The 21,646-nt window shown below is 49.2% G+C and carries 16 protein-coding genes and 1 other annotated feature; of the genes, 12 read left to right on the plus strand and 4 right to left on the minus strand.

What is annotated here, in order from left to right; genetic code table 11:
• Positions 1–78: 78 nt before the first annotated feature.
• Positions 79–173, minus strand: a sequence feature (Trp leader region).
• On the minus strand, positions 138–488 hold the full coding sequence (locus tag BGK46_RS17480; RefSeq protein WP_139130789.1) for a hypothetical protein: 351 nt from the start codon (positions 486–488) through the stop codon (positions 138–140). Its footprint overlaps the feature before it by 36 nt.
• Before the next feature lie 101 nt (positions 489–589).
• Here BGK46_RS17480 and rnm point away from each other — a divergent pair, with 101 nt between their 5' ends.
• From rnm to BGK46_RS13695, 9 genes are all read left to right on the plus strand, one after another.
• Positions 590–1,492 (plus strand): RNase RNM, encoded by a 903-nt coding sequence (gene rnm / locus BGK46_RS13655; RefSeq protein ID WP_069590123.1) that lies wholly within the window; start codon positions 590–592, stop codon positions 1,490–1,492.
• A gap of 90 nt (positions 1,493–1,582) precedes the next feature.
• Entirely contained in the window at positions 1,583–2,203 is a 621-nt protein-coding gene (locus BGK46_RS13660; RefSeq protein WP_069590125.1) for an L-threonylcarbamoyladenylate synthase, read from the plus strand.
• A gap of 430 nt (positions 2,204–2,633) precedes the next feature.
• The gene (locus BGK46_RS13665) at positions 2,634–3,758 is read left to right on the plus strand and encodes a hypothetical protein (protein ID WP_069590127.1); all 1,125 of its coding nucleotides are present in this window, start codon (positions 2,634–2,636) and stop codon (positions 3,756–3,758) included.
• A gap of 13 nt (positions 3,759–3,771) precedes the next feature.
• Complete coding sequence (locus BGK46_RS13670) at positions 3,772–4,848, plus strand: HBL/NHE enterotoxin family protein (RefSeq protein ID WP_069590129.1); 1,077 nt, start codon at positions 3,772–3,774, stop codon at positions 4,846–4,848.
• Between the two features lie 50 nt (positions 4,849–4,898).
• A complete protein-coding gene (locus BGK46_RS13675) occupies positions 4,899–5,717 on the plus strand; it encodes a hypothetical protein (RefSeq protein WP_069590131.1) in 819 nt (272 codons plus the stop codon).
• A 16-nt stretch (positions 5,718–5,733) separates the two neighbouring features.
• Positions 5,734–5,961 carry a hypothetical protein gene (locus tag BGK46_RS13680; RefSeq protein ID WP_069590133.1) on the plus strand — a complete coding sequence of 76 codons (228 nt, stop codon included), beginning with the start codon at positions 5,734–5,736 and terminating at the stop codon, positions 5,959–5,961.
• A gap of 353 nt (positions 5,962–6,314) precedes the next feature.
• Positions 6,315–7,298, plus strand: coding sequence for a 23S rRNA pseudouridine(2605) synthase RluB (rluB, locus tag BGK46_RS13685; protein ID WP_069590135.1), 984 nt, complete (start codon positions 6,315–6,317; stop codon positions 7,296–7,298).
• Between the two features lie 179 nt (positions 7,299–7,477).
• Positions 7,478–8,377: an AraC family transcriptional regulator gene (locus BGK46_RS13690; RefSeq protein WP_206744523.1), complete on the plus strand. Its 900-nt coding sequence runs from the start codon at positions 7,478–7,480 to the stop codon at positions 8,375–8,377.
• A gap of 83 nt (positions 8,378–8,460) precedes the next feature.
• A complete protein-coding gene (locus BGK46_RS13695; protein ID WP_069590139.1) occupies positions 8,461–10,596 on the plus strand; it encodes a TonB-dependent siderophore receptor in 2,136 nt (711 codons plus the stop codon).
• A gap of 43 nt (positions 10,597–10,639) precedes the next feature.
• Here the strand turns inward: BGK46_RS13695 and BGK46_RS13700 are convergent, their stop codons facing one another.
• Positions 10,640–11,383 carry a YciK family oxidoreductase gene (locus BGK46_RS13700; RefSeq protein WP_069590141.1) on the minus strand — a complete coding sequence of 248 codons (744 nt, stop codon included), beginning with the start codon at positions 11,381–11,383 and terminating at the stop codon, positions 10,640–10,642.
• Between the two features lie 125 nt (positions 11,384–11,508).
• Between BGK46_RS13700 and sohB the strand changes: the two genes are divergently transcribed.
• The 3 genes from sohB (at position 11,509) to BGK46_RS13715 (ending at position 16,659) form a co-directional block, all read left to right on the plus strand.
• Positions 11,509–12,561, plus strand: coding sequence for a protease SohB (gene sohB / locus BGK46_RS13705; protein ID WP_069590216.1), 1,053 nt, complete (start codon positions 11,509–11,511; stop codon positions 12,559–12,561).
• A 399-nt stretch (positions 12,562–12,960) separates the two neighbouring features.
• Positions 12,961–15,594 (plus strand): type I DNA topoisomerase, encoded by a 2,634-nt coding sequence (gene topA, locus BGK46_RS13710; protein ID WP_069590143.1) that lies wholly within the window; start codon positions 12,961–12,963, stop codon positions 15,592–15,594.
• A 141-nt stretch (positions 15,595–15,735) separates the two neighbouring features.
• The gene (locus BGK46_RS13715) at positions 15,736–16,659 is read left to right on the plus strand and encodes a TIGR01212 family radical SAM protein (protein WP_069590145.1); all 924 of its coding nucleotides are present in this window, start codon (positions 15,736–15,738) and stop codon (positions 16,657–16,659) included.
• On the opposite strand, the gene BGK46_RS13720 is transcribed toward BGK46_RS13715, so the two are convergent.
• Complete coding sequence (locus tag BGK46_RS13720) at positions 16,646–19,774, minus strand: efflux RND transporter permease subunit (protein WP_371440496.1); 3,129 nt, start codon at positions 19,772–19,774, stop codon at positions 16,646–16,648. The genes BGK46_RS13715 and BGK46_RS13720 overlap by 14 nt on opposite strands.
• The gene (locus BGK46_RS13725) at positions 19,764–20,906 is read right to left on the minus strand and encodes an efflux RND transporter periplasmic adaptor subunit (protein ID WP_069590148.1); all 1,143 of its coding nucleotides are present in this window, start codon (positions 20,904–20,906) and stop codon (positions 19,764–19,766) included. The genes BGK46_RS13720 and BGK46_RS13725 overlap by 11 nt, the downstream gene beginning before the upstream one ends.
• Between the last annotated feature and the right edge of the window lie 740 nt (positions 20,907–21,646).

Here is a 21,646-nt window from a genome sequence, read left to right on the forward strand (position 1 = left end):
ATCCTTTTAAACTATGGTTGCGGGTTACCGTGGTTGAATGCGTAGTGGCACGATAACGCGTGATGGCAAAACTGAGAGACAAAAACGCCCGCATCAGTGGCGGGCGTTGTGAATAAGGTAGCTGTTTATACAGCGCGTCACACCGCCCGTGAGGAGCCGTGCCACCAAATAAGCGCAACAGAGGTCATGGATGTCGCCAACACACTCACGGCCTGTTCGGCAGTGGGTGCAGTGTGAATCGAATGTGATCTAGACGCGGCGTTGAAATACATGCTGCGAGACTCCGTCGTGACTGTTACCCTTAGCGCCATATCGCTCCCCAAGACAGAGAAACGGTGCGCGTTAACTTGTGTACTAGTAAACTGATATTTTGCTTCTGTGTCAACGGGGAAATCGAAAAGAATGCAGAAAAAGTGCGGAGTAAGCACACGATAATAAACAACAAAGATATTCACCGTGCTCGCCGAGCGCTGATTAACTTGGCGCATTCGCATCGACTGAGCCCGCATGGCGCGTACTTAGCCTCAGGCTGATAAGACACAAACCGATAGTGCTAGGGCGCGAGCGCATTAAGGAAACCCGATACACCATGATCATTGACTTACATAGCCATACCACTGCCTCCGACGGCCGCCTATCACCAAAAGATTTGGTGCAGCGCGCGGTCGAGCGTCGCGTGGGCGTGTTGGCGATTACCGACCACGACACCACCGCCGGGCTGGTGGAGGCGCAAGCAGAAATCGACCATCAAAATTTGCCCCTTACGCTGGTCAACGGCATTGAAATTTCGACCTTGTGGCAGAACTTTGATATCCACATTGTGGGATTAAATGTCGATCCCCAGCACCCGGCATTAACCGCATTGATTGCTGAACAAGCTGAGCGACGCCAACAACGGGCTGAGCTGATTGCTGAGCGGTTAGAGCGCTCGCATTACACAGGGGCCCTTGCAGGTGCGCGTGAACTGGCTGGCGATGCGCCGCTCACCCGAGCGCATTTTGCGCGCTGGTTGGTCGAGCAAGGCCACGCGAAAACCATGCAAGCCTGTTTTAAGCGCTTTTTAACCCGAGGGAACACCGGTTATGCGCCGCCCAATTGGTGCTCGATTGCAGAAGCCGTTGAAGCGATCCATGAGGCTGGGGGACAAGCGGTGCTTGCTCATCCGGGTCGATACAAACTCAAAGCCAAGTGGCTGAAACGATTACTGGCTGCGTTTTCTGAAGCCAATGGCGATGCTATCGAAGTCGCTCTTCCTCAGCAGTCGCAACAAGAGCGTCGTTTGCTGGCCGATTACGCGCGAGATTATGGATTGTTGGCCTCGCTGGGATCGGATTTTCATTATCCCTCTCCGTGGACAGAGCTGGGCCGCAATTTATGGCTACCCAAAGACAGTCAGCCGGTTTGGCATGACTGGACATGGTTAGACGCGGCTGAACAAAAATGGCAATCAGTAAATCAACTAGATAGCGACAAGCCAGACGCGTTACAATAGACCTATAAGAAGGATTATCCGGCGCGCTAGCCACTAACGCTGGATCGCGGTTGAGCATCCTAGTGTGGCGGAGCTAAAGCAGGAGGAACCATGAGTCAGTTTTTTTACGTCCACCCAGAGAACCCGCAAGCGCGGCTGATTAATCAAGCGGTGGCGATTATCCGAAATGGTGGGGTGATTATTTATCCGACCGATTCGGGCTACGCATTAGGCTGCCAACTAGAAAATAAACAGGCGCTGGAACGCATTTGCCGGATTCGTGATCTCGACAAAGACCATAACTTTACGTTGCTATGTCGTGATTTATCCGAGTTATCGCTTTATGCTCGGGTGGACAATACCGCGTTTCGCTTGATTCGAAATAACACCCCCGGCGCTTACACCTTCATTTTGAAGGCGACGAAAGAAGTGCCGCGTCGATTAATGAACCCGAAGCGTAAGACCATTGGCATTCGCGTACCGGATAACCGTATCGCTTTGGATTTGCTGGAAGCGCTGGGCGAACCCTTGATGTCGACGTCATTGATTTTGCCGGGTAACGACTTTACCGAATCCGATCCCGAAGCGATTCGTGATCATCTCGAACACAGTGTGGATTTGATTATGCACGGTGGCGTATTGGGTGAGCACCCCACCACAGTGGTTGATTTTAGTGAAGGCAACCCAGAAATTCGCCGCCACGGCAGTGGTGATCCACAACCATTTGAATAAAAAATGAACCAAGTGTCACCATGAGCCGTAATTACTCATACAGTGCGATTGCATTGTGACAATGTGCTAGTTCTGATGTTGTGTCAGCGACATGTTGACCTTCCATTCCCGCCCAGCCGCCTTGCTGGGCGTTTTTTTGTCCTCTTTGAGCCTCTCCGCATTTGTTGTTTCGGCGAATAATGATTTGGTGAGATCGCTTGATAGAAGTGTGCAATAGGTTGCCTACCTACACACTAAAAGTGCCGTGATTGACTCATTATCAGAATATTGCCCAGCAAAGTAGGCATTCCACTCTATGCTTCCATCTTAACTCTCCTGTGTTCTCGCGGTAGAAGAATATGGTAGGAGAGAGGGGTGTGTTAGTGCTGCCTAAGCCAGAATGCCTATGTGGTTAACAGACTGTTTTTATTCCAGTTAGAGGGGAAAAATAATGACGGGTGTGAATACTATCGATACGGGAGATGCTGGTTTGCTAGCAGCCTACTTGAGTGCTGCAAACCGTGGGTTGATAACACAAAAGAACGCTAACTTGCTTCTCAGCCAGCAAAGCTTGGCAGGCTTTGAGCTGAGCTCAGACTTGGCAGTGAAATCTAGCGCGTTTCAAGAGGAGCTGAGGCAGCAAGCCAATCAATATCTACAGATCGTGCTACCTGCTGTTATCACTACCTTTTCCAACGGATCGAATTTCTCTGCGTTAGTCGCGGCTGCACAGCGTGCTCTGCCCAATAGCAACAGCGCATTACTTGCTCAAGCTGATCAGATTGTTCATACCCTAAGTGCTTTAACCACTCAGGCGCGCCTGTACGCCACGCATGCCGCAGGCTTATATGCTCAGGCCGGAGTGATGAATCAAGAGCTCTCCTATTCCAACAAGCAATATGACTTGGTTATCGCTCAGATAGAGCAGTCCGTCTCAGCTGACATTAAGCAGCAAACAGAAGCAATTGAAACGCTTAATCAAAAGATTGCGCAAAACATTCAAGGGATCGTTGACGGTGGCACCAAAGCGGGTGAGGGTGTAAATAAAATTGGTCAAACAATACTGGCCAGTATCGATGTGACAGATAAGAAACAAGATCAAGACAAGGAAAAAGATAAAAAAAACGAAGATGAAAATAAATCGAAAATCGACACGCAATATCTGATTGCAGGCTTGAATGGCATCTCTCAGGGAGCCAGTGAGTCCAGTCAATCAGTGAGAGAGCTTCGTACCAACAACGAAAAATTGGGTGTTTTGTACACACAGCTCGCAAAAAACAACAGCTTGCTGTCTGTCGTAAAGTCTATCCAAGCTCAGAACAACCTGTTTGTGGGGGCATTTTCCCGCACTTATCAGGCTTTGAGTGGGCTAGAAGAAAACTGGCAGAAAGTTGAAAAACAATTTTCGAGTAGCGCAGAAATTGTTGCAACGGCCACCAGTGAGCAACAGGTTCAAGTGATTCGTGAGTCTTTGGAAGTAGGCGTCGCGCAGTGGAACCTGCTTTCAGATCAAATGGACAGTATCAAAGCAATTTATGCCGGTATCCCCATGGTACACGGCATTACTCACCCGTAAAGAGGACGAAAAAATGACAGATACAGCAATTGGCGTTAATCAAGGAATGGCGCATCAAAGCTCACAAGCACTCCAAATTCAAAACTTCTGTAACAGTGTGCTGCAGCAGGTACCCGTTGATTTTTCTCAATTCCCAAATTTGAAGGACAATGAAACGCAAATTAACCATGGACTGGATACGGCAAAAAAACATGCTAACTCCTATCTATCAGATATTCAGCCACAAATCATTACCAATATTTCAAACATTTCCAATTATTATCAGCTACATAATGCCATTCCTGCGGTGCTTCCCAAGGGAGCAACAAAACAAGAGTGGCTGAAACAGTTACAAGCACTTCGAGATCAAGCTTTGGCCTATCAAGAAACGTCCAAAGGGACAAAGTTAATCATTGTTGATCTAAATAATAACTTGATCACGGACTCGAAGAATTTCCAAGCCATTGTGGTTGACCTCAATTCAAAAGTGCAAGGGGACAATGGTGTACTTAGCCAGTTGGACGGGGAAATTGATAAAATTAATGCCGCCATTGATGGTGCGATTGCGGGGATTGTCGCGGGTGGTTTATTGGTGATTGGCGGTGCGTTCGTCACGGCTATCGGGGCAGTGGCTGACTTTGTCACCGCAGGCACATCTACTCCAGTTGTCATCGGCGGTGTTGCCATGATGGTTGCTGGGACTGCTGGTATAACAGCTGGCTCGATTGTGTTGCATAACTCCCTAAACGCACGTCAGGATTTATACCAAAAGAAATCAAATCTGAAAGCTGAAGTTAACTTAGCTAGCCAAATTGGTAGTGGTTACCGAGGTTTACAAGTGCAGGCACAAAATTCGGTAAACGCGGCGACACAAATGGCTAATGCTTGGGACGCACTAACCTCGGACTTGGGTACCATGATTGCTGATCTGGACAAAGGCATTACCAGCACAGACTCACTGCGTGAGCTATGGCTGACGGCTGCCGATGGCACGGTTAAAACTGTGTTGACCGATGTGAATACGATCAAAGCACAAATGGCAGGTGTTAGCGAGCTTTCTGTCCCTAAAAATACCACTATTGCTGACTTTGTCGGTAACTTGGCGGCATAAATCATGGCAAAGCCGGGAAACCGGCTTTTCCCATCGAAAAGGAGACTCTCATGACAACGTCAACCAATGGTATTTTGTCTCAGGCGATTGCCAATATGCAGGCATCGGAGAAAATTATTCGTCAGTTTAGCGGGCTACCTAGTAATGCCATCGCTATTCAACAGAGTGTCGAGCACACAGTTACCAGTATCTTGCCTCAAATTCAGCAAATGCAAACGCAAGTGCTTTCGTTTGCTGAGTCACTTTCAGACAAGCTGCAAAAACAAATTGAATTAGTTGATACGGAGTCGGCGGCGGCACTTCAAGCCTTTGTCAATGACATTCAGCAACAGGCTAAACCGACGCAGCAGTTGGTTCAGGAGAGCTTGCAACAAACTCGCAATGCCAACGCCAGTATTACACAAAACATTCAGGCGCTGGAAAAAATCAGTGTGCAATTAAAAGCGAATATTGCCGGCTTGCAGTCTAATTTGCAGGGGGAGCAACAGGAGCTAGATGCTTTAAATAAGAAAAAATACTACCTTCTCGGACTGGGTGTTTTTGGCGCGCCGGGGCTGATTGCGTTAGGCGTATTAATATCTAAAGCGCAAGACAAGGTACATGGGCTTGAGTCGCAAATAAAAAGCTGTCAGACACAGATAAATCAACAGCAAGCGTTTTTGATGCAGACCCAGCATTTTAATCAAGACTTCAGCGACCTCACAGATAAAGTGAGTAAAGTGGGTAATGCGTTGAGTTTTGTCATTGGTGACGTAAACAATATTGCTGGAGACATCGAACACGATGGTATCACTGATCGCGGCCAAATTAAGTTGTATTTTACTGCGGCTTCTCAAGAGCTAAAAAGTCTCGTCAACGACGCTTCTTAATCAGGAGGAGACAAGCATGGCAAATTATATGGTACAAAGTATGAGTGCCGATAAAACCATACCCATTACTTACTACCGTAAACAGAGTCAACCGCATGTTAGCCACGAAGAGTCCGAAGCCTTTACTCGCGCCGCAATTGATAACTATGCGGAATTTAATCATTTAGATATCAATCAAGTCGTGGCGGGACATTATCGTAGCTCTCAAGGTGTCCCGACTAGCGGTAAGGTTTACGAAATATAAAGGGGCTTACGCTCTCGGCGTTTTTCAAGCCGGTCAGGTTGGTAGCGCTGCCTTGTGACCGGCTTTCTCGAGACCATTCACACTGTAGACCGGTGTTTGGTTACATATCAGGTTGTCTACGAGGCGTATTTAGTTGCTTGCGATACCATATCTTTTCTTCTCCTCATCGTTACTCTGCTTTATAATCTTTGCTGGTTACAAAAGTGGTTACTGACCTAGTTGAATACATGATCTACGCTAGGTGTTCCATACTCACTTTAAGTTGTAAGTGATTGTTTTGTAGGGCAAGAAAGTACGCTTTCCGACAGATAATAGTTTGACGCCTGTGAAGGCGACAGTAAGGTAAGACAAACATGAGCGAAAAATTGCAGAAGGTGCTAGCGCGTGCTGGCGTAGGTTCACGTCGTGAGATGGAAAGCTATATCCAATCAGGACGTGTGAGTGTGAATGGTGTGGTTGCCAAGCTTGGCGATCGTCTTGATGATCCGAGCGCGCTGGTGCGTGTAGACGGTCATCCTGTTCAACTAAGTGCGCCTTCTGAGTCTGTGTGTCGAGTCCTCGCATACAACAAACCGGAAGGCGAATTGTGTACGCGTAGCGATCCAGAAGGTCGTCGTACTGTCTTTGATCGTCTTCCCAAGCTAAGAGACGCCCGTTGGGTTGCTGTCGGTCGTCTGGATGCAAACACATCAGGCTTGTTGCTATTTACCACTGATGGTGAATTAGCAAACCGATTAATGCATCCAAGCCGCCAAGTGCAGCGTGAATACATGGTACGTGTATTCGGTGAGGTGAACGAAGACATGGTGCGTAATCTTGTCTCTGGTGTTGAGCTAGAAGACGGCGTAGCGCGTTTTGAGGACGTTGTTTACGCCGGCGGCGAAGGCATGAATCATACCTTCTATGTGGTGATCACCGAGGGACGCAACCGTGAGGTGCGCCGTTTGTGGGAAACCCAAGGGGTGACGGTGAGCCGTCTGAAGCGTGTTCGTTATGGCGATATCTATCTCGAGAAAGACTTGCCACGTGGTGGCTGGCGCGAGATGGAGCTGAAAGAAGTGAACTACTTGCGAGAAATGGTTGAAATGAAACCAGAATCGCAAACAGTGATCACCCCAGAGGATCAGAAGCGCAAAAAATCGCGCCAGAAGATTCGCCGTGCTGTTCGCCGCTATGAAGAACGTATTGATTCCGATAGCAAACCGAAAAAAGCGCGCCAAGCGCGTCGTGGTAACGCACCCGCTGGTGGGCCGAAAGGCAGTGGACCTAAGTCTAGACAAGGCAACCCTCGAGCAGGCGCGCCGCGTGGCAAAGGTAAACCGCGCACCCGGAAATGACGTTTTATAGAGCGGCATTTAAAAAAGTGTTACCTGAAGCCCGGCACCTGCCGGGTTTTTTATGCGCTATCTTTACCCTTCTTCAACCTGCATTGCCTCTCATTCTATTTTCATTCACATGATAACGATTCTTGTTTGTGATAATGTGCTACTTATCGTTTTATTAGTAAATGGATGTGATGAAAGCGGCCGAGCAGCACATCGCCACACGTTTTAACCGAATCGAACGTGTGTTGGCGTATATTCATGCCAACCTTGATCAACCCTTAAATGTGGCAGACCTAGCCGCGTTAAGTTGCTGGTCACGTTGGCAGTTGCAGCGAGTTTTTTCGGAACAAACTGGGGTCAATGTTGCGCACTACGTACGAGAGCTAAAACTCGGGCAAGCGGCGCAACAGCTTGTCATGGGTCAAAGCCGTGTCATTGATATTGCGTTGATGTATGGCTTTGGCTCCGAGGCGAGCTTCTCGCGTGCATTTAGGCAACATTTTGGTATGACCCCGCGTCACTATCGGCAGCGCGGCGTGATGGATGGTATTCGCACACCGATGCATATTGCTAGTCTGACAACCTCTCAACCATCTTGGCTGTCTGTGCATATTAAAACGCGAGAGCCAATGCACCTGGTAGGCCAGCTTGGCTATATTCGAGGATTATTTTCATCACAGCCCGACTTTACCCATGTCGTGCCTGAGCTTTGGCAACACGTCCATCAGTCATTATGGTACGCCGGTGAGTGTGAGAGTATTGGCGCGATTAACGTTACCCAAGCGGAGACACTGGGTGAGCCTTTACCCTATTTAGCCGGTCAAATCACAATGCATCCGCCTGAAGACAATGCGATTACTCACTGGATAATCCCTGCCACAACCTATGCGGTGATCACACATACTGGCCCGGTGAGTGCATTGCCGGAAACGCTTAAGGCTTTTATCTACCACTGGCTGCCTCAATCTGGCTACACATGTACCGACGGGGTTGAGTTAGAGGTTTATCCTCCACACTATCAGCCTGCCGATAAGCACGCTGTGATGCACTATTGGGTGCCGCTCGACACCACACACTTTGCACCAAATTGAACAGTTTTTATCAGTCCTGTCCTTACAATGCGAATGATTTCGTTTTCCATTTAAGTTGTTTGAGTTGTAAGAAGGACGTTTTAATGCAGGCACCAACATCTCGCGTATTCGCCAATGGTTGGCGACGCTCGCCGTTAGCACTTGTTATCATGGGGACACTTACCAGTGCATTGGCCCATGCTGAGAATGAACAGAGTGATATTGAAACCATTCAAGTGCTGGGCGATACCTACCGAAATACTGCCACTAAAACAGTACTGGCACCAGAAGAGACGCCTCAAGCGGTTACCGTCATCGACCGAGACACTATCGAGCAGCGCCAAGCCAGCTCATTAAGTGAAGTAGTGCGCTACACCCCCGGCGTTAATACGGAGTTGCGAGGTGGGGCAGTGACGCGCCTCGATTTGTTTAATATTCGGGGCTTTATTAACTATCAAAACTTCTTTGATGGTCTCGCAGTGCCTTACAACACGTGGAATTTGCAGCCGCAAATCGATCCGATTGCCATCGAACAAGTCGAAGTTTTTAAAGGGCCGACGTCGGTGTTATACGGGAATATTCCACCGGGTGGCATGGTGAATATGATCGCCAAAACGCCGCAACAGCAAGCTGCACATCGCGTGGCGGTGAGTACTGATTCGGACGCGTTGCGTGAAGTGTCGGTCGACAGTACGGGGGCAATATCAGATACCTCACTGGCTTATCGAATGGTGGCACTGGCTCGGCAAAAAGACGGTCAGGCGGGTGACTCGGAAGAAGAGCGGTATGTGGTTGCCCCATCGTTAGATTGGCGGGTGTCGCCAGATACCTTGGTGAACGTTAACCTTTATTACCAGGCGGATCCGGCGGCGGGGATTTATACTTCATTACCCGCTAAAGGCTCGGTATTGCACAGTGACAAAGGCCGCTTATCGAGCGACAGTTTCTCCGGTGATAATCATTGGAACACCTACGACCGAGAATTCTTGATGCTCGGATACAAGGTGCAGCATCAGCTTTCTGCCGATTGGTCAGTGCTTCACACAGCACGCTACACGGATGCAGATTTACTGCAAAAAAACATGTATCACCAGAAGAGCAGCGATGGTCAGCACTACCCGCGCAATGCCTATCTTACCGACGAATCTATGACGTCTTGGGTTGTCGATACCCAGCTATCAGGAGATTTACGTTGGGGGAAAGCGCAACATTACACCTTATTTGGGCTCGATTATCAGAATATGTCTTCTGATGTTAGCTATGACGACACGTTAGCGGGTGTTGTGCCGGATATTGATATTTTTCACCCCAATAACCATCAGGTTGACCCAAGCGCCCTGACCTTCGTTTATCAAGATCAGCACGATATCGAGGTGGCGCAGACAGGCATCTATGCTCAGGATCAAATCCTTTGGAAACAATGGGTTTTACTTGCCGGTGCGCGGTACGATGAATATGAGTTAAAAGACGATCAACGTACCCTGTATGCGGGGATACCCAGTGGTTCAGATAAAACAATTCGCCATTACAATTTAGCATTTCGTGCTGGGGCAATGTATCAATTTAACAACGGTATATCGCCTTATCTCAGCTATTCAGAAAGTTTTGAACCCACGGATATGGATAATCGCGGTAACGTATTTGACCCATCCACGGGGAAACAATGGGAAGCGGGGCTTAAATATCTTTCACTAGATGGCACGACGGGATTCAATTTGGCGCTGTTTGAGCTCAAAAAACAGGATGCCTTGGTCAATGATCCTGACGACTCCTATGCGAAAATTCAAACCGGTGAAATTCAGTCTCGTGGGATAGAAGTCTCCCTCGATCACGCGCTGAGTGTGGACACAGACGTGTCACTGACTTACGGCTACATGGATATGGAAATTACGGACGACCCTAATCTTGAGGGAAAAACGCCTGTTTGGGTGCCAGAGCAAACTGCCAGTGCCTGGTTGAATCATCAAGTCAGTGCGGGGACTCGAGTTAGTGTTGGTGCGCGTTATGTTGGTGAGTCACAGGGTAACGCCAACAATACCTTTACCGTGCCGGATTATACGGTGTTTGACACCGCGATTCGCTTTGACTTATCGCAGCTTTCCTCGTCGCTTTCGGGGGCAAATGTGTCGCTATCTGCAACGAACTTGTTCGATAAGACCACATATAGCTGTTTTGATGAGTTGAACTGTTGGTATGGCGATGAGCGAAATATCAAGGCCAAGCTCAGCGTCGATTTTTAACCAGTGAAGCACGAGAAGCGCCCCAGTCTTGGGGCGTTATCGATTAGCGTTTCGGTTGCGCATCAATACACTGACCGTGCTCGTTAATACCTTCTGGCGCCATCAGGTAAATATACAGCGGCATAATATCGAGTGGGGTTTTCAGTGTTTGTGGATCCTCGCCGGGGAACGCGCTGGCTCGCATGCTGGTGCGGGTGCCACCCGGGTTGATAGCATTAACACGGACCTTGGTGTCAGACATTTCATCCGCCAGTACTTGCATCATACCTTCGGTCGCAAACTTAGATATCGCATAACTGCCCCAATAAGCACGACCTTGGTGGCCTACCGTTGATGTGGTAAATACAATGCGCGCGTCATCCGACTTTTTCAGCAACGGGAGTAGGGCTTGTGTCATTAGCATGGTCGCTTTGACGTTCACCTGCATGACATCATCGTGCGACTTCTCATCAATTTGGTCGAAAGGGCTGAGTACGCCAAGTAGCCCCGCGTTATGCAATACGCCATCTAAGCGGCCAAACTGTTGCTCGATGGTATCGGCCATATCCATGTAATGCTGACGCGTAGCGCCGAGCATATCCAATGGGATAATGGCTGGCTGTGGCGCGCCCATCGCATCAATTTCGTCGTATACGGCTTCAAGCTTTTTCACAGTACGGCCCAGCAAAATAACCGTTGCGCCTTTTTCGGCGTAACTTAATGCGGCTTGACGGCCAATACCTGCGCCTGCACCGGTCACTAAAATGACGCGACCTGCTAGGGCATTTGAGGTAACTTGATATTCCACGATACAAATCCTTATTTATTGTTAAACGTAGATTATTGTAAGGTTGCGGGTGATGTGTGACAACCAAGCGCGTGATGCGCTGTATTAAGGCATTGCCACCAAAGCGAGACAAAGAGGATACAACATTGGAATTTATTGCGGATTATGGGCTGTTTTTGGCCAAAGTCATCACCTTTTTAGTGGCTGCAGTGGTACTGGTTGCCCTGGTTCGTGCCGCGAACGACAAAGGCGGACAAAAGGGGAGCCTGAAGATCACCGATCTGACTGAGAGCTTTAAGCATCATCGTGAAGCACTGGAACACCACCTTTACAATGAGGCTGAGCTAAAGGCGCGTGATAAGGCAGAGAAAAAAGCCAAGAAGGCGGAAAAGAAAGCCCAAAAAGCCGCGGCGAAGAAAGACAGCGAGCACAACTCGTCACGAGAGCCGCGATTGTTTGTACTGACCTTTAAGGGCAGTATCGATGCCCGTGAAGTGGAAGGGTTACGCGAAGAAATTTCTGCCATTCTCGCGGTGGCGACATCTGACGATGAAGTGTTGGTGCGTCTAGAAAGTGGCGGGGGCATGGTGCATGGCTATGGTCTTGCCGCTTCGCAGTTAGCAAGAATTCGGAAAGCGGGCGTGCGTTTGACCATTTCGGTCGATAAAGTCGCCGCCAGCGGTGGCTATATGATGGCGTGTGTGGCGGATAAAATCATTGCAGCACCGTTTGCCATCATCGGGTCAATTGGTGTGATTGCGCAATTACCAAACTTTAATAAGTTACTGAAGAAGAACGATATCGAGTTTGAGCAACTGACCGCCGGTGAATTTAAGCGCACCCTGACGATGTTTGGTGAAAATACGGATAAAGCACGTGAAAAATTCCAAACCGAGTTAGAAGAAACCCACGACCTGTTCAAAGGGTTTATCACTGAGCATCGTCCGACATTAAATGTGGATACCGTGGCAACGGGTGAGCATTGGTTCGGTAATCAAGCCATTGATTTGGGTCTTATCGATGCGGTGAGTACCAGCGATGAATATTTATTTGAGGCGGCAAACAGCGAGCGTCATGTCCTTGCGGTGAGCTATCATCAGCGTAAAAACATCGCAGAAAAGCTTGCAGGCGCCTCAGCAGAGGTTGCTGATCGCGTGTTACTTAAATGGATCAGCCGCGGCCAGCGTCCCTTGATTTAACGCTTGTTTGGCATCACATCATCACGTTTCACCGTGATGGTGTGGTTTCAACCGTGGAGTGAGCAAAATATTGGCTATGATTGGAGTCAAAACACACAAATATTGTGAGCCAAGCCAAAAATTATCGTTTCTGTTTGGCTATTTATCGGGTCGCAATGGTAATGATTAGCGCGTTTTTTCCCGAATCTGTCTTTAAAAGATGGACCACAATAAATGATCACAATTAACTAACAATTGTGGAAGGGACAAGCAATCAGCGTGTTTTACTGCGAATTTAGTTGATATTCGGTCAGACTCGCTCAATATTGTAAAACAGAAAGCGTCTTACTCACTATCATGAGTTTGCAACGCAACGAATTATCGACAGTTTTTAGCGCAAAGGGCGTACATTAGGTCATTATGGGCAAATCTCTCGTCATCGTGGAGTCCCCAGCAAAGGCGAAAACGATCAACAAATACCTCGGCAAAGACTTCATCGTGAAGTCGAGTGTCGGGCATGTTCGTGACCTGCCAACTGGTTCGACGCAGGGCGGCAAAAAAGCCGCTCCAGTGTCAACGAAAGGGCTCAGCGCCGAAGAAAAAGCGCGAATCAAGAAAGAAAAAGAAAAGAAGGCGCTTATCAACAAGATGGGCGTCGATCCTTACAATGGTTGGCAAGCGAAATACCAAGTCCTGCCGGGTAAGGAGAAAGTGGTTGCCGAACTCAAGCAGCTAGCGGAAAAAGCGGATCACGTTTATCTCGCAACGGATTTGGACCGCGAAGGGGAAGCCATTGCTTGGCACCTGCGGGAACTGATCGGTGGCGACCATGATCGCTTCAAACGCGTGGTGTTTAACGAAATCACCAAAAATGCGATTACACAAGCCTTTGAAACACCGGGCGATATCAATATTGATGGCGTCAATGCGCAGCAAGCCCGCCGTTTCCTCGACCGTGTCGTCGGGTTTATGGTCTCGCCGTTGCTGTGGAAAAAAGTTGCGCGTGGCCTATCGGCGGGTCGTGTTCAGTCGGTGGCGGTAAAACTGCTGGTTGAACGCGAGCATGAGATTAAAGCCTTTATTCCAGAGGAATTCTGGGATGTGCATGCGGATACCCTAACGCCGAACGCACAGGCACTTCGCTTGCTGGTGGCACAACAAAACGGCAAGGCGTTCAAGCCGAAGAACAAAGATCAGGCCATGGCAGCGGTGTCGGCGCTTGAGCATGCAAGCTTTGTGGTACGCGATCGCGAAGATCGTCCGTCAACCAGCAAGCCGTCTGCGCCTTATATCACCTCGACATTGCAGCAGGCGGCCAGTACTCGCTTGGGCTTTGGGGTGAAAAAGACCATGATGCTGGCTCAGCGTTTGTATGAAGCCGGTTACATTACCTACATGCGTACCGACTCGACCAACCTCAGCAAAGAAGCGGTCGAAGCGGCCCGTGGCCATATTGCGAGTGAATATGGCGAGCAATATTTGCCAGAGTCTGCGAATGTGTATGGTGCGAAGGCGAATGCACAGGAAGCGCACGAAGCGATTCGTCCCTCTGACGTGGGTGTGAGTGCGAGTGATCTGCAAGGCATGGACCCAGACGCCCATCGTCTGTATGACTTGATTTGGCGCCAGTTTGTTGCCTGTCAAATGATGCCGGCGAAGTATGATTCAACCACACTGACCGTCGCAGCCGGTGATTTCTCGCTGAAAGCGAAGGGACGCACGCTGCGCTTTGATGGTTGGACACGCGTTCAACGCCCATCGGGTAAGAACGAGGATCAAACCTTACCGGCTGTCGATGTGGGTGAAACCCTCAAGTTAGAGCAGCTTGATCCTAAGCAGCACTTTACCAAGCCACCGGCACGTTTTACTGAGGCCGCCCTGGTAAAAGAGCTTGAAAAGAGAGGGATCGGTCGACCATCGACCTATGCGTCTATCATTTCCACCATTCAAGACCGCGGGTATGTGCGGGTTGAAAACCGTCGCTTTTACGCTGAGAAGATGGGCGAAATTGTGACCGATCGACTCAACCATAGCTTTGCTGATCTGATGGATTATGATTTTACCGCGCGGATGGAAGCGTCGTTAGACAAAATTGCCGTCGGTGATATCGATTGGAAGGCGGTGCTCGATAACTTTTTTGCCGACTTTACGTCGGAGCTGGAAACCGCAGAGCAAGACGAAGACGACGGTGGGATGAAGCCCAACTACATGGTGATGACAGATATCGACTGTCCAACCTGTGGCCGTAAAATGGGTATTCGTACCGCGTCGACAGGGGTATTCCTTGGTTGTTCAGGCTACGCGTTACCACCGAAAGAGCGTTGTAAAACCACCATCAACCTGATGGATGAAGATGGTATTGTCAACGTGCTTGAGGAAGACGTTGAAACGGCCGATCTTCGAGCGATGAAGCGTTGTCCGATTTGCGAAACCGCCATGGATTCTTACCTAATCGACCAGCACCGAAAACTGCACGTTTGTGGTAATAACCCAAGCTGTGAAGGTTATGTGGTCGAGAAAGGTGAATTCAAGCCAAAAGGCTACGATGGCCCGGTCGTTGAGTGCGACAAGTGTGGTAGCGATATGGTGCTGAAAAATGGCCGCTTCGGTAAATACATGGGTTGTACCAACGAGGAATGTAAGAACACGCGTAAGATCCTCAAAAATGGTGAGATTGCTCCACCAAAAGAAGATCCTGTGCATTTCCCCGAGTTACCGTGTGAAAACTCGGATGCGTATTTCGTGTTGCGTGATGGTGCATCGGGCCTATTTATGGCCGCGAGTAATTTTCCGAAATCTCGTGAAACGCGCGCACCTTTGGTTGAAGAGCTTCACCGCTTTAAAGACCGTATTTCTGATAAGTTCAAATACTTAGCAGATGCGCCGCAGGAAGATCCGGACGGACGTCCGACAGTGGTTCGCTTTGCGCGCAAAACAAAAGAAAACTATGTGCGCAGTGAAGAAGACGGAAAACCGACAGGTTGGTCAGCGTTCTTTGTTGATGGTCAGTGGGAAGTCACCGACAAACGTAAGAAAAAAACCAAGGCTGACTAAGCCACAGCGCTTGTGATTCAAACCCGCCAGTACGGCGGGTTTTTTCGTTGTAGGCATGAGTGAACCTTTGCTTGATCCGTCCCAATATCTTGTCGATACCAATTGCTAAAATGCCGCCTTTCATTTCTTCTCTGAGGCCATATGGAGCTTCATCAATTAGTCAATACACTGGGCCAAGACTTAAAATATCGTTATGGCGAACGTGTTCATAAGCTCACATTGCATGGCGGTTTTAGCTGTCCCAATCGTGATGGCACACTTGGGCGAGGCGGGTGCACATTTTGCAATGTGGCTTCGTTTGCCGATGAGCAGGCTCAGCATGGCTCGGTAAGCCAGCAATTGCAGCAACGGGCTAAAGAAGTTGATCGCGCTCGACGCTACCTTGCCTATTTTCAGGCCTATACCAGTACTTACGACGAAGTCACACGCTTAAAAGCCTTGTACGAGCAAGCACTCGCGCGGGAAAATATGGTGGGGCTTTGTGTCGGTACACGCCCTGATTGTGTGCCACAGGCCGTATTGGCGTTGTTGGCAGACTATCACCAACAAGGGTTTGAGGTTTGGTTAGAGCTTGGCTTACAAACCGCTCACGATAAAACCCTAAAGCGCATTAATCGCGGCCATGATGTTGCCGTCTATGAAGCTGTTACCCAGCAGGCGCGTGCGTTGGGGATAAAAGTCTGTACCCATTTGATCGTGGGTTTGCCAGGCGAAGACTTGGCGGCACACCAGCAAACCATTGATCGGGTCGTGGGTGTCGGGACGGATGGGATCAAGCTCCACCCATTGCATATTGTTGAAGGCAGTACCATGGCGAAGGCGTGGCGAGCAGGGCGTCAGTTTGCGATGTCTTTAGACGACTATGTACGCAGCGCGACCATGATGATCCAGCGAACTCCGCCAGAGGTGGTATATCATCGTGTGTCTGCCAGTGCCCGTCCACCCACATTGTTGGCCCCTTTATGGTGCGAGAACCGCTGGCTCGCGATGACGGCAATCGCGAACCAGCTGGACAGATCAGGCGCGCAAGGCGCAGCACTCGGCCGGCCATTTATGCCTCGCTAGCGTGATGACGCTTGGGGAGCAAACGCGTCGCGAGACGGCGAAAAAGGTGGCCAATGTCTTGTAAAATAAGATACAAGCATGGGACCAAGAATAGCGTCAGTAGGGTCGCAAACATCACTGCAAAACCGAGCGCGACCGCCATGGGGATCACGAACCGTGCCTGCAGGCTGGTTTCAAACATGATGGGGAGTACTCCTGCAAAGGTGGTGATAGAGGTGAGCGTAATGGCACGAAAACGCGCACAACCGGCTTCTATTACCGCTTGTTTTATCTCAACTCCCGCTTCTCGAGCACGATTGATGTAATCCGTCATCACCAAGGAGTCATTCACCACCACACCTGCAGCTGCGATCAGACCAAATGTCGACATCAAGCTCAGATCGATATCAAACCAATAGTGCCCCCATATGGCGCCGGTTAAGCTAAAGGGGATCACGGACATAATGATCAACGGCTGCGTGTAGCTTTTTAGCGGCACCGCGAGCAGGGCATACACCACTATCATCCCCGCAATAAAGAACAAGATCTGCTCGTTTTGCTGGGCTTGCTGCTCTTCTATTGAGCCGCTTAGCTCGGTGGTGACATCGGGATAACGCGCTAGAATATCGGGAATAATGTCTTGATCGATGGTGTCGATAATCGCGCCAGGCTCCACTTGCTCTTCGTCGATCGCGCCATACACATACACGGTACGGAATCCTGCCTCTCGTCGTAAACTGTTCACGCCCGGCTGTTGTTTTAGCGCCACCACATCCCCTAGCATCACTTGTTGGCCTGATGGCGTGGTAATGATGGCATAACGCAGTGATGAGAAGGCTTCACGGGTGAGTTTGGGGTAACGTACCATCACTTTCACCTCTTCGCCGTCGCGGATCATCCGTTGCGCTTCGCCGCCATAGAAGCTTCCTCCCACCTGCGTGGCAATGGTGGTCAGATCGAGCCCGAGATCATAAGCGACGGGTGTCAGTGAGATGAGCACCTCTTGACTCCCTGAGTCAATTGACGAGGAGATATCGTAAAGGCCCGGCTGCTGATTAAGTCGAGACATCAGTGCACGCCCCGCTTGATTCAAGGTAGTGATATCGGGTCCGAACAAGAGGTAGCCAAACTCGTCGCCGTCTTCACCGCCATTAACATCATCCTGAATCGTGAGTGTTTTCACGCCGGGAATATCTGGCATTGCTTCGCGCCAACGACGAGACAGCTCAAAGGTGGTGAAAGGACGAACGTCGTCATCGACCAAGGGGATCACCAACTCGCCAGATGTGCGTCCATCGTTAAATACGAGGGTATCTTTAATGATGTGTTGCCCAGTTTCTAACGCGATTTGGTCATCAACGCGATATACCATGCTCTCGATAGTTTTGAGGACGTCAATGGTTTGTTCACTGGACGCATTGTTATTCATGGTCAGATTGATGCTGGGAAAGTCATGCGGGACTTTAGGTGTTGGCACCATACGCACATGGTTCGCAGTAACCAGACCAATCGCAATCGCCAGCAGGGTGATAAAGGAGGCAAGCACCGACCAGCGCCAATGCACGCAGAATGTGACTGCTCGTTGGTACGGACCACGGATAAAACGTTGGAACTGTTGATTGAATCGCTCCCTTATACTGTGGTGCTTGGGGGGCGTAAAATGGGTGTGTGCAAGGTGAGCCGGTAAAATCAGCTTAGATTCAATTAAGCTAAACACCAGACACAACATAACGATCGATGCGATACCGAAGAAGAAGGCGCGCTCTGGGCCGCTGGACATGATAAAGGGGGCGAACACCGCAATGGTGGTGAGTACGCCGAATGTGGCGGGTATCGCGACGCGTTGTGCCCCTTTAACCACGTTATCCACGCCACCGCCGACTTTTTCAACTTGGGTGTAGACACTTTCACCGATCACGATGGCATCGTCGACAACAATCCCCAACACCATAATAAATGCGAAAAGCGAGACAATATTGATGCTCACGCCAATCAATGGCATTAACATCACGGCACCTAAAAAGCACACTGGTAGGCCAATCATTACCCACATCGCGAGCTTGAAACGCAAGAAAACGGTAAGCAACAGCGCAACCAATACCGCCCCTTGGAGCAGGTTTTTAAGCATCATATCGAGGCGAGCGTTTAGGTAGTAGGTCATATCAACGACCGACTTTAGCTTTAACCCTGGCGGTAAGGTCTGGTTTTTGGCGTCAATGTACTGGTTCACCGCATCGGCGACCGTCACCATATTTTCGGACGCTGTCGCTTGTACATTTAAGAAAATGGCATTTTGCCCTGAGTATTTAAAATACAGCTCGCCTTCGGTGAAGCCGTCTTTGATAGTGGCAATATCTTGAAGCAGCAAACGGCTGCCATTGGGGCCAATTTTGATCGGAATCGAGCGGAATTCGTCGCCACGATAACGTTGGTTCTCAACCCGAATGGAGATCATGCCATTGTTTGTGCGCACTTCACCCGCAGAGAAGTTCGCAGAATAACGGGCGATAGCATCACTGACCTGATTCAAGGTCAGATTGTATTTCTGCAGTACCTGTGGAGGGACTTCAATCGCAATTTCATAGGTAGGAGCGCTGAGTTCAACCAGTGTTACGTCTTCAAGTTGGAGCAATTCATCTTCAATTTTCTGCGCCACAGGCTTAAGCTCGGTGAGCGGTTTATCGCCTACCACCGCCATGCTTATCACGGTTTGTCGAAACTCAACTTGCGCGACAGTCAGTGGTTCCATATTGCCGGGTAAGTTAGATAGGGCATCGACTTTTTGTTTGACTCTATCAAGGACAAGGTTGAGATCTTCGCCGACATCGACTTCAATCGCGACGCGGCCATAGCCTCGTCTTGCCGTAGAAACCACCGACTCAATGCCGCTGACATCTTTGATGGCTTCCTCCACTTTGACCAAGATACTCTCTTCGACTTCTTGTGGTGAGGCGCCAGGGTAGTCGGCGGTGATATGGATATAATTGATTTCAATGTTGGGGAACATCTGACGCTGGATAAAAAAGTAGCTAGCGACCCCCATCACAATAATAAAAATCATGATCAGGTTAGCGGCGACCGGGTTATGGGCAAAGTAGGCGATCAGGCCACGTGATTGTGTCGAATCACTCATCATTGGCCTCCGCTACCTGAGAGGCGAGGCGCACCGTCATTCCCTTTTCTGGAAATTCCGGTAAGGTGACGACCAACCTGTCGTTTGGCTCTAGACCTTGGTCGGCAAACATAAATTCGCCTTCCGTACGGACGACTCGTATCGTCCGTGGCATCAGCTCGTTGTTATCGTTTACCACCCAAACTTGTCGATTCTGAATTAACTCCTGAGGCAATTTAAAAACGTTACTCAGTGTGGTGCCTGTAAACGTGACTTCGACATAGCTACCGAACGGAAGAGGCATTGCGTCGCTATTGATGCCATAAGGGTCATCAAGCCTTACGACCACTTGCATCATTCGGGTGCGTTTTTCAACCACCCCTAAATCTCTAACGACCTTTCCTTGCCGAGAAACGGGTTGCGCACTGTTACGTGTAATAGTGGCCCCGATACCAGCCAACTGCGTCGGCAGAAAAGCACTATCAAAGCCGGGAATGGGGAGATGAATCTCCGCTGATTCAATATTGTTGAGTGTCGCGACAGGCGTGCCGATGTTGATGTATTGGCCAACCCCGATTTCGCGAGACACCACTAAGGCATCATAAGGTGCTGTCACCTGACAGTTAGCAAGATCGCGCTGTGCGCGTTTGAGCGCAGCCTGTGCGGATTTGACGCGCGCCTGTGCACTGAGAACTTGAGGCTTTCTCAAGTACAAATCTGTCACTTGTGAGGCGGGGAGTGTCTTCGCTTGTCGCTGAGCGACAGCGGCTTGCGCTTGTTCTTCAATCAGCGCGGCTTTGGCGCTGGCGAGATCCGCTTCAGCGCTTAGCACAGCAGCCTCATAATTATCCGGTTCGATGGCAAAAAGGATTTCTCCACGTTTCACAATACCGCCAGCGACAAAGTTTGGATGCCAACTGACCACTTCACCTGAGACCTGAGCCGCGACTTGAGTGGTCTCAACCGGCATTACTTCACCGTGTGCTCTGAGTACAACTTGGTGTTGCATCGGAGAAATGACTTGGGTTTCTACCACTGGCGCGGCTTGTGAAACAACGTCTGCCTCAGTTTGAGGTTCAGTCGCAGCGATTGCCGTATAGGCGAGGTAGCCAAGGGCAAGAATAAGTGGTGGCGCAACCCAACGAAGTCCTTTCATTTACAGTGGATCCCTTTTTAGCTGGTTGACGTTACATGCGACGTGTCTGATTTCTCTGTTAAGTATTGACCAACTTATCACGCAACACCGCTTGACGGACTACGTTCGCCATGAACCTTTGATGATGGTCTTGTTTTTTATGGTTTAATTCGTTTTGCCTGTCATCCGTAATGTGTTCATGCCCATCGCCATGTTTAGCGATACGTCTCAATTAAGCGGACGATCCTTATTATCGTCTGTTGCACATGGTTGGACGGTTTTGATTAGCTGTACTTATTTTTCGTTTTAAAATTTCATGTTTCATCAATTAGTGCGGGTGATCACGGCTAAAAATCGTTATTAAATAATTTATGTTGTAAATTAACAGAGTTTTAGATCGTTTTAATAAGTCATTTATTTGTAACGTTAAACAAGTTGTGAGGTTTTACGTCAGTTTTTACTGGGTTTTTTGTCAGTTAAGCGGTGAGACGTTGAAGGCTATGCATTAAAAGCCTGAGGTTATGATGACAAGCTCTCAGGAGCGTGAACCCTATGTCATGTTGGCCGTCAATTTATTTTTTGTTCTCTAAATCAGTTATTTATATTCTTGTCAGTGGTTTCATTGAAAGTAAGATCTATGTCATGAAACTGTCAGAATCTTGCCCTCTATCATATTATTCGCACCAAAAAATAAGATTATGTTGATGTTTTTCTCTGCGTATTTAGTCTGGAGATGTGGTTACACGAAATGTGTAAGCAGC

Origin of the sequence: Salinivibrio sp. SS2 (assembly GCF_001722075.1) — a bacterium.
Taxonomy (GTDB): domain Bacteria; phylum Pseudomonadota; class Gammaproteobacteria; order Enterobacterales; family Vibrionaceae; genus Salinivibrio; species Salinivibrio proteolyticus.